This is a genomic window from Sphingobium sp. CCH11-B1, assembly GCF_001556865.1.
Classification (GTDB): Bacteria; Pseudomonadota; Alphaproteobacteria; order Sphingomonadales; family Sphingomonadaceae; genus Sphingobium.
Map to the genome: position 1 here is coordinate 1 of NZ_LSJY01000088.1, position 8,117 is coordinate 8,117.

Annotated in this window: 8 protein-coding genes and 1 pseudogene; 8 read left to right on the forward strand and 1 reads right to left on the reverse strand. The window is 63.4% G+C overall.

The features are described from left to right. From AX724_RS09925 to AX724_RS09945, 5 genes are all read left to right on the forward strand, one after another. A partial coding sequence (locus AX724_RS09925; RefSeq protein WP_156448043.1) for a DUF2840 domain-containing protein occupies positions 1 to 128 on the forward strand: 128 nt, incomplete at its 5' end. Continuing rightward, positions 125 to 703 (forward strand): S26 family signal peptidase, encoded by a 579-nt coding sequence (locus AX724_RS09930; protein ID WP_066765831.1) that lies wholly within the window; start codon positions 125 to 127, stop codon positions 701 to 703. The genes AX724_RS09925 and AX724_RS09930, both read left to right, overlap by 4 nt. After that, on the forward strand, positions 684 to 1,016 hold the full coding sequence (locus AX724_RS09935; protein WP_066765833.1) for a DUF736 domain-containing protein: 333 nt from the start codon (positions 684 to 686) through the stop codon (positions 1,014 to 1,016). Before AX724_RS09930 ends, AX724_RS09935 begins: the two co-directional genes overlap by 20 nt. 189 nt (positions 1,017 to 1,205) lie before the next feature. Continuing rightward, complete coding sequence (locus AX724_RS09940; RefSeq protein WP_231736619.1) at positions 1,206 to 1,922, forward strand: lytic transglycosylase domain-containing protein; 717 nt, start codon at positions 1,206 to 1,208, stop codon at positions 1,920 to 1,922. Positions 1,923 to 2,181: 259 nt separating this feature from the next. Continuing rightward, positions 2,182 to 3,912, forward strand: a complete 1,731-nt coding sequence (locus AX724_RS09945) for a relaxase/mobilization nuclease domain-containing protein (RefSeq protein WP_156448044.1) — start codon at positions 2,182 to 2,184, stop codon at positions 3,910 to 3,912. Positions 3,913 to 3,938: 26 nt separating this feature from the next. Here the strand turns inward: AX724_RS09945 and AX724_RS22790 are convergent, their stop codons facing one another. Then, complete coding sequence (locus tag AX724_RS22790; RefSeq protein WP_082733478.1) at positions 3,939 to 5,105, reverse strand: DUF3644 domain-containing protein; 1,167 nt, start codon at positions 5,103 to 5,105, stop codon at positions 3,939 to 3,941. Between the two features lie 299 nt (positions 5,106 to 5,404). On the opposite strand from AX724_RS22790, the gene AX724_RS09950 reads away from it, so the two are divergent. From AX724_RS09950 to AX724_RS23345, 3 genes and pseudogenes are all read left to right on the forward strand, one after another. Beyond that, on the forward strand, positions 5,405 to 7,435 hold the full coding sequence (locus AX724_RS09950) for a conjugal transfer protein TraG (RefSeq protein WP_066765841.1): 2,031 nt from the start codon (positions 5,405 to 5,407) through the stop codon (positions 7,433 to 7,435). Beyond that, positions 7,432 to 7,851 (forward strand): ribbon-helix-helix protein, CopG family, encoded by a 420-nt coding sequence (locus AX724_RS09955; RefSeq protein ID WP_066765839.1) that lies wholly within the window; start codon positions 7,432 to 7,434, stop codon positions 7,849 to 7,851. Before AX724_RS09950 ends, AX724_RS09955 begins: the two co-directional genes overlap by 4 nt. 139 nt (positions 7,852 to 7,990) lie before the next feature. Then, positions 7,991 to 8,117, forward strand: a pseudogene (locus AX724_RS23345) (P-type conjugative transfer ATPase TrbB); the annotation flags it as partial.

Here is an 8,117-nt window from a genome sequence, read left to right on the forward strand (position 1 = left end):
ATCCCTGCGACGCGGCGGCCGACCATTGGCGGCACGTCCACAACCGCATCGCCGCCGGCCATCAGCCGCGCCTCTACACGATCGAGCGCCATCACGCCTGGCTCAAGCGCTGGGAGATCGAGGGATGACGCGCCGCCGCTACGTCATGGCGACGGCCATCGCCGCATCCACCTTCGCCGCGGCCTTCGTCGCCATCGCCGTCGCCGATCCGCTCCCGCGCGTCATCTGGAACGCCAGCGCCAGCGCACCCATCGGCCTCTACCGCATCCATCCCGAGAGCGATCCGCCCACCGGCGCGCTGGTCGCCATCGCGCCGCCGGAACAGCTTTCCCGCTGGCTTTCGGCGCGCGGCTATCTGCCCGAGGGCGTGCCGCTCCTGAAGCATGTCGCGGCGAGGGCCGGACAGCGCGTGTGCCGTGTCGGCGCCGTGGTGAGCGTCGATGCCCAGCGCGTCGCCATCGCCCGCGCGCGTGATGGCCGGGGCCGTCCGCTGCCGGTCTGGCAGGGGTGCCGCACGCTGCGATCGGGTGAGCTGCTGCTGCTCAATCCCGCCCATCCCGACAGTCTGGACGGCCGCTATTTCGGCCCGCTGCCGGCCTCGTCCGTCATCGGACGCGCGACGCCGCTCTATCTGCGCGCGCCGTCCCCAACGCCTTCCACCCCCGAAGCCAAGGAGATCGGCCATGCAAACGAATATCTTTGAACCCATCAGCGACGGCTTTGCCGGGCGCGTCCGGCTGTTCGGCATCAACGAAGCGATCGTGCTTGTCGCGCTCGATCCGAGCGACGCCGAAAACGCGCCCGACTACCGCGTCCACCTCGACGACGAGGACGGCCCCGAGGTCGGCGGCGCGTGGAAGCGGGTCGGCGAACGCGCCGGCAACTACATCGCGCTGGAGATCGACAGCCCGCTTTTCAGCTCGCCGTTCCGGCCGGTGCTGTTCCGCGCCGATGACGACGGGCGGACCTTCAGGCTGTCGTGGAAACGCCCCCGGCCCCGCGACGATCGGAGCTGATCGGTGCCTTCCCCGATCATCCCTCTGTTCGCGGAAAGACCGTCTCATCCCTCCGTCCCGCTCGGTCGCAGGCCGGCCGGCGCGCGCAGCGAAGGTCAAGGGCGGCCCCCGGCCGGCGCATCGCGCGCACCCTTTACCGGAGCGAGCACGCTGGCAGGCTGGCGGCGGAGCGGGGGTGGACCGGCCGCCATGCTCGCGGTCCTGCTGCTGCTCGCACCGGGCGCTGCGCCCGTCGCCGCGCTGGCGCAGGACGCGGCGGCCGAGGGCTCGGCCGCGCGCCATCCCTATGCCGTTCACGTCGCGGACGCGGCCCGGCGCTTCGGCGTCCCCGAGCGCTGGATATGGGCCGTCATGCGTGTCGAGAGCAACGGCGATGCTCGCGCGGTCTCGACGGCCGGAGCGATGGGCCTGATGCAGATCATGCCCGGCACCTGGGCGGGCCTGCGCGCACGCCATCGCCTCGGTTCCGACCCGTTCGACGTGCGCGACAACATCATGGCGGGCGCGGCCTATCTGCGGGCGATGCACGACCGCTACGGCAACGCGACGGCGATGCTGGCGGCCTACAATGCGGGGCCGGGCCGCTACGACGAATATTTGTCGCGCGGCCGTCCGCTGCCCGCAGAGACACGCGCCTATCTCGCAAAGCTGGCGTCGATCACAGGCGGTTCGGACGACACTCGGCTTGCCGCCGCACCGCCGTCCGATCCCTTCGCCTGGCGTCGCGCCGCGCTGTTCGCGGTGCGGCCGGGCGCGGTGTCGCCTGCGCCGCAATCGGCCGATCGCTCGGCATCCGAAGTGCAGCCGGAACGACCGGCCGACGACCGCGCCGAGCTTGTCTTGGCCGACGCGCCGCCGACCTCGAACGGCCTGTTCGTCCGTCTTTCCGGGCGGCCTCCGCCGTGAGCGGCTCCCGCGCTCTCTGGCGGGTTTCGGCGCAGGCTTTCGCAGCGCCGGAAGGGAGCAGGGCTGTCTTTCTGAAGGGGGAAGGCCGAGGGCAAGATAAAAGGCGGCGAGGTGCGAAGCCCTCTTGCCCCGGTTGTAGCCTTGATTTTCAAGGCTTTGGGACATCGCTGCGCGATGTGCGCGAAAATCGCGCGATGTGCGGCAAGCGCACAGATTCAGCGAAACGCCGGGTTTGGCGCACCTCGCACGGCTTTGTGCCGTGATCCGCGACGACGATTTTCGTGTCCGGCCTGGCCGCATCCGTTCGCGTGGCAGCCTACGGGCACGGCCGATCATCGCCCAGGCGCTCGCCGCCGCACAGCGCGCAGGCGGTCATATCTCGCGGCAGGGCAGGATCGTTGCGCCGGGCCGCTCAACCTTCGGGCGCGGCCGCGTGGCGAGCGTGCGCGCGACCCACCGGCTCGGCCACCGATCGCGCCAGGTGGTCATCAAGGCGCGTGTCGTTCGGCACTTCGGCCGTGCGTCGCTTGCCGCCCATCTCAAATATCTGCAACGCGATGGCGTCACCCGCGATGGCGAGCGGGGCGTGCTGTTCGGGGCCGAAGCGGACGGCCTCGACCGCAACGAGTTTGCGGCGCGGTGCGAAGACGACCGGCATCATTTTCGTTTCATCGTGTCGCCCGAGGACGCGGACCAGATGCGCGACCTCAAGAGCTTCACCCGCGACTTGATGACACAGATGGAAAAGGACTTGGGCACCCGGCTCGCCTGGCGGGCCGTCGAGCACTGGAACACCGACAATCCCCACATCCACATCATCGTGCGCGGTGTTGCCGACGACGGGCGGGATCTGGTCATTTCCCGCGACTATATCCGCGAGGGGATGCGGGCGACGGCGCGGGAGATCGTCACCCGCGAGCTGGGGCCGCGCACCGACCTTGAGATTCGGCGATCGCTGGAACGGCAGGTCGAGGCCGAACGCTGGACCGAGATCGACCGCGACTTGTCACGCACCATGCAGCACAACGGGTTCATCGACATGGCACCGGAGCCAGGCGTGCAGCCGGACGGCGACCATGTGTTGAGAATGGGGCGGCTGCGCAAGCTGGAGCATCTTGGTCTCGCCAACGAGATCGCGCCCGCTCAGTGGACGATCGCCGGGAACGCACAGGCCGCATTGCGCGAGATGGCCGAGCGCGACGACATCATCAAACGGATGCACAAGGCGATGACCGGCCGTGGCATCGACCGTGGTTTCGCGAGCTATGTGCTCGACGCCGATCCCACTCAACCCGTCATCGGCAGGTTGGTCGATCGCGGCCTGCATGACGAATTGAGCGGCAGCGCCTATGCGATCGTGGACGGCATCGACGGCCGCATCCATCACATCCGTTTCTCCGACATCGAGGCGACCGGCGATTGCAAGCCCGGCGCGATTGTCGAACTGCGCCATTTCGAGGATCGCAAGGGCCGGCAGCGGGTGGCGCTTGCCGTGCGTTCGGACATGGATTTGTCCGCGCAGGTCCACGCGCCCGGCGCCACCTGGCTCGATCGCCGCAATCTGTCGAGCGATGGCCGCGACCTGGGCGGTGGCTTCGGGTCCGAGGTGCGCGCCGCGATGGAGGCCCGCGCCGAACACCTTGCCGACGAAGGGCTGGCGCGGAGGCAAGGCCAGCGGATCATATTCGCGCGCAATCTACTCGATACGCTCAAGCGCCGGGAACTGGACGCCGCCGCCAAGGAATTGTCGGTCGAGATCGGTCTGCCGCATACGCCGTCCAAGGCCGGCGAGTATGTCGCGGGCACGGTGCGCCAGCGCATCACACTCGCCTCGGGCCGCTTCGCCATGATCGACGATGGCCTTGGTTTCCAGCTTGTGCCCTGGTCTCCGTCGCTCGACCGTCAGATGGGCAAGCACATTTCGGGCGTCATGCGAAGCAACGGCGGGGTCGATTGGTCGTTCGGGCGAGGCCGGGGGCTGGGATTGTAGCGTGCTGATAACCGGACGCACCGCAATCACTCAGCCGTCAGGATAGCTTTGATTTGATCGATGCCTTCCTGATACCAAAACCATTGCCCTCCGAGCTGTATGGCCAGACCTTTACCTGGGGCTTTTAGGTCATTCGCTTTCCATGCTCGCGTGAATGTATGCGAGGTGACATTGGGAACCCCCTCATCAGTGAGCATTTGGATCGCTTCAGTCATCCGAAATTTGGGCCGCTCGACCTGTTTGATAGCGACTTCGACATTAGAGCCGACAGGACTGTAAGAAACAGCTTGGTCTGCTTTTTTCGAATTATTGGTAACTTTTGGAACGACATACACTCGAAAGGCATAGTCTGGATCGTTGTAATCTGCGGATGACATCGGATTTTCGAGAAGCGCATTTACAGCGGCAACCGATTTCGCGACAACACCACTGCCCTTGATCATGTTGGGCGCACTGAGAGTTAGAGCTTGTAGCTGAATAGTGAATGAAAGATCGTGCGAAAAGTCAAACTTATTTCCGAACTTATCTTTTGCGAATCTCAAAAAATTAAGAGCATTAGCTTGAAGCTTTGATTGAACATCTGCGTTTATATCTTCATATGTTCTATGCTCAACTTCATTCCGAATGGCTATGATATACCTGAGATTATTCTTTTCTCCATTCGTTAATGACGATTGTGGTTGGTTTATACAGTATCCTAACTCCCAAAATTTGGGCTTCCCGTCTATCATAACCTCAGTGCCATCAGCATTGCGATATATGGGCACAATCGACTGTTGAACGAAATGAGCGTGCAGCAGGTATGTCCAAGCAATCACAGATAGGACGATAAATGTCTCAGATCGGGTGACGATCATGTTATTGTTATATATAAGTATGGCTGTTTTCATTATTTCGACCGCTTTGTGGACTTGCGCCGAAATCGGGTCCATGTCGCAAAATCCAAGCCGATCAGCTAGCGAAGCTATCTTCGAATAATGATATAGAAGGCCCTCAATGTCTTCAGCAGAAGCTGCAGGAATTGCAGCGTAGCGAGGCTTATCACCTCGCCTTATTGCACCAACTTCGCGATGGTTAAAGTTGCGATCGAGGTAGCTAAAGACTGAGAGAATCTGCTGGTCATTATAACCTTTATGAGCAGCTAGCCCCTTTATCAAACTGATCTCTTTATCTGACAGAACAAGCCTAGCCATCGTCCCCCCGCCGTGGTTTTATGCCCCCGCATCACGCCGACATTCACTTCATCCGTCCGCTCCCTAGCATAGAATTGACTATATAGAGTCATGATCTCTCTGTATCGACGTGGCTGGCGACGCGGCCGCCATAGCTCATCCAAACGGACCGATTGAAGCGACGCCAACCTAGGTTTTCAGGGCCGAGCCTCTTGATTGGAGCCAGCGCAAATACGCTATTCCCTGTTTTTCTGCGCTAGACTTTCCTCAATAATAACAGTGACTTGATTTTCCGTCCGGCACGTATCGACTTCGACGCCATGTCGGCAACCAAAATCCTCTGGGGTCAGGTCTTCGCGGTCTTCCTGATCGTGCTCGCAGCCATATGGGCGGCGACACAATGGACCGCCGCGGCGCTCGCCCACCAGCCTCAGCTTGGCCGACCTTGGTTCATGCTGGGGGATTGGCCGATCTATCCGCCGCCGGCCTTCTTCTGGTGGTGGTTCAGCTACGACGCCTATGCGCCTGAGATATTCCAGACCGGCGCGTTCATCGCCGTGTCGGGCGGGTTCGCCGCCATCATCGTCGCCATCGCCATGTCGGTATGGCGCGCGCGTGAACTGACGAATGCCGAGACCTATGGCTCGGCGCGCTGGTCGGAACGCGGGGAAGTGCGCTCCGCCGGTCTGCTCGGCGACAATGGCGTGGTGCTCGGGCGGCTCGGCCGCGACTATCTGCGCCACGACGGGCCTGAGCATGTGCTGTGTTTCGCGCCCACACGGAGCGGCAAGGGTGTGGGTCTTGTGGTGCCGACGCTCCTGACCTGGCCCGGCTCCGCCATCGTGCATGACATCAAGGGTGAGAACTGGCAGCTCACCGCCGGTTTTCGTGCCCGGCACGCGCGGGTGTTGCTGTTCGATCCGACCAACGGCGCCTCGGCCGCCTACAATCCCCTTCTCGAAATCCGCAAGGGCGCCTGGGAGGTGCGCGACGTGCAGAACGTCGCGGACGTGCTGGTGGACCCGGAAGGCAGTCTCGAAAAGCGCAACCATTGGGAAAAGACATCCCATGCACTGCTGGTCGGCGCGATCCTCCATGTGCTCTATGCCGAGGCCGACAAGACGCTTGCGGGCGTCGCCGCCTTCCTGTCCGATCCGCGCCGCCCGATCGAAAGCACGTTATGGGCGATGATGACCACGCGGCATTTGGGCGAGGCCGGGGTCCATCCCGTTGTCGCCAGCGCCGCGCGCGAGTTGTTGAACAAGTCGGCGAACGAGCGATCGGGCGTGCTTTCCACCGCCATGTCGTTCCTGGGCCTGTATCGCGATCCCGTCGTCGCGCAGGTTACGCGCACTTGCGAATGGCGCATCAAGGATCTGGTCGAGGGCGACGAGCCGGTAACGCTCTATCTGGTCGTTCCCCCCAGCGACATCTCCCGCACCAAGCCGCTCATTCGGCTGATCCTCAACCAGATCGGGCGTCGGCTGACCGAGGACTTGAATGCCCGGCAAGCGCGTCACCGCCTGCTGTTGATGCTCGACGAATTTCCCGCGCTCGGGAGACTGGATTTCTTCGAGTCCGCGCTGGCGTTCATGGCGGGCTACGGCATCCAGAGCTTCCTCATCGCCCAGAGCCTCAATCAGATTGAAAAGGCTTACGGGCCGAACAACGCGATCCTCGACAATTGCCATGTGCGCGTGGCGTTCGCGACCAATGACGAACGCACCGCCAAGCGCATATCGGACGCGCTCGGCACGGCGACCGAGATGCGGGCGATGAAGAATTATGCCGGACACAGATTGTCCCCCTGGCTCGGCCATTTGATGGTGTCCCGACAGGAAACGGCCCGCCAGCTTCTTACCCCCGGCGAGATCATGCAGCTTCCGCCTGACGACGAAATTGTCATGGTCGCGGGAATCCCGCCGATCCGCGCGAAGAAGGTTCGCTACTACAAGGATCGCCGGTTCACGGAGCGCGTGATGCCGCCGCCGGACATGAATGTCGGCGGCGGCCCGCCGCGCCCGGACGACTGGAGCGGCCTGTCTCCGATCGAAGCCCCGCCCATGCCCGAACCTATCGGGCAGGACGCCCCGAAAAAGCCGAAGAAGAAAAAGGCCCGCAAGAAAACCGAGACGGATGACGACGCCGCGAATGCGGACCTGCGCCGCGATCCGCAGTTGGAGCGCCATATCGACATCGCGCCGCCGCCCATGCCGGCGCCGACCAATGAGTTCGAGCTGGACGAACCGGAACAGGATACCGACGCGGCGAGGCAAGCAGCGACGCGCCGCCAGATGCAGCGTATCGCACGGCAGGCGTCGCTCGATCCAGATGACGGCATCGAGCTATGACCACCAAAAGCCGTCTGTCAGTCTATCTCGATCACGACATCATGCAGGCGCTTGCCGCCTATGCCGATCGGCGCGGGCAATCCCGTTCGCTCATCGCCGAGGCCGCCATCGCATCCTTCCTGTCCCCGGACGCCGACGAGCAACGCGAGGCGGCTATCGCCAAGCGGCTTGACCGACTCGACCGGCGCACGACGCGGCTGGAACGCGATGTCGGAATCGGTGTCGAGATGATCGCGCTGTTCGTTCGCTTCTGGCTGTCGAACACCCCGCCACCGCCCGAAGCGGAACGGGCGGCGATGCGTCGCCAGGGCGGGGATCGCTACGATGCTTTCATGGATGCGCTTGGCCGCCGACTCGCGAAGGGTCCGAAGGTTGGCCAGGAGATCAATGAGGATTTTCCTGCTCAGGACGATTGAGCGCCTACGCTGCTGCTTGTCTTTCTTCGCTAGCCTGCGACGCCCCGATTTCCTTGTTGAATCGCGGCCTTTCCTGTCTCTTTTGATGTGCCCCTGACGCCGGGCAGCGGTTCGCCCGGCCCAATGCAGGGGCCTTTTCGTGACCGTTCACCCCATCCGTTCCGAGGCAAAAACACGCGGCGCGCGAATGCTGCGCACGGCGTTGGGGCCATCGATCGCGGCCTGGCTCGACGATGCCGCCGTGATCGAGGTGATGCTGAACCCGG

Coding starts and splice junctions, on each gene's coding strand:
- AX724_RS09930 (WP_066765831.1), top strand. CDS start 125: ATGACGCGCCGCCGCTACGTCATGGCGACGGCCATCGCCGCATCCACC.
- AX724_RS09935 (WP_066765833.1), top strand. CDS start 684: ATGCAAACGAATATCTTTGAACCCATCAGCGACGGCTTTGCCGGGCGC.
- AX724_RS09940 (WP_231736619.1), top strand. CDS start 1,206: ATGCTCGCGGTCCTGCTGCTGCTCGCACCGGGCGCTGCGCCCGTCGCC.
- AX724_RS22790 (WP_082733478.1), bottom strand. CDS start 5,105: ATGGCTAGGCTTGTTCTGTCAGATAAAGAGATCAGTTTGATAAAGGGG.
- AX724_RS09950 (WP_066765841.1), top strand. CDS start 5,405: ATGTCGGCAACCAAAATCCTCTGGGGTCAGGTCTTCGCGGTCTTCCTG.
- AX724_RS09955 (WP_066765839.1), top strand. CDS start 7,432: ATGACCACCAAAAGCCGTCTGTCAGTCTATCTCGATCACGACATCATG.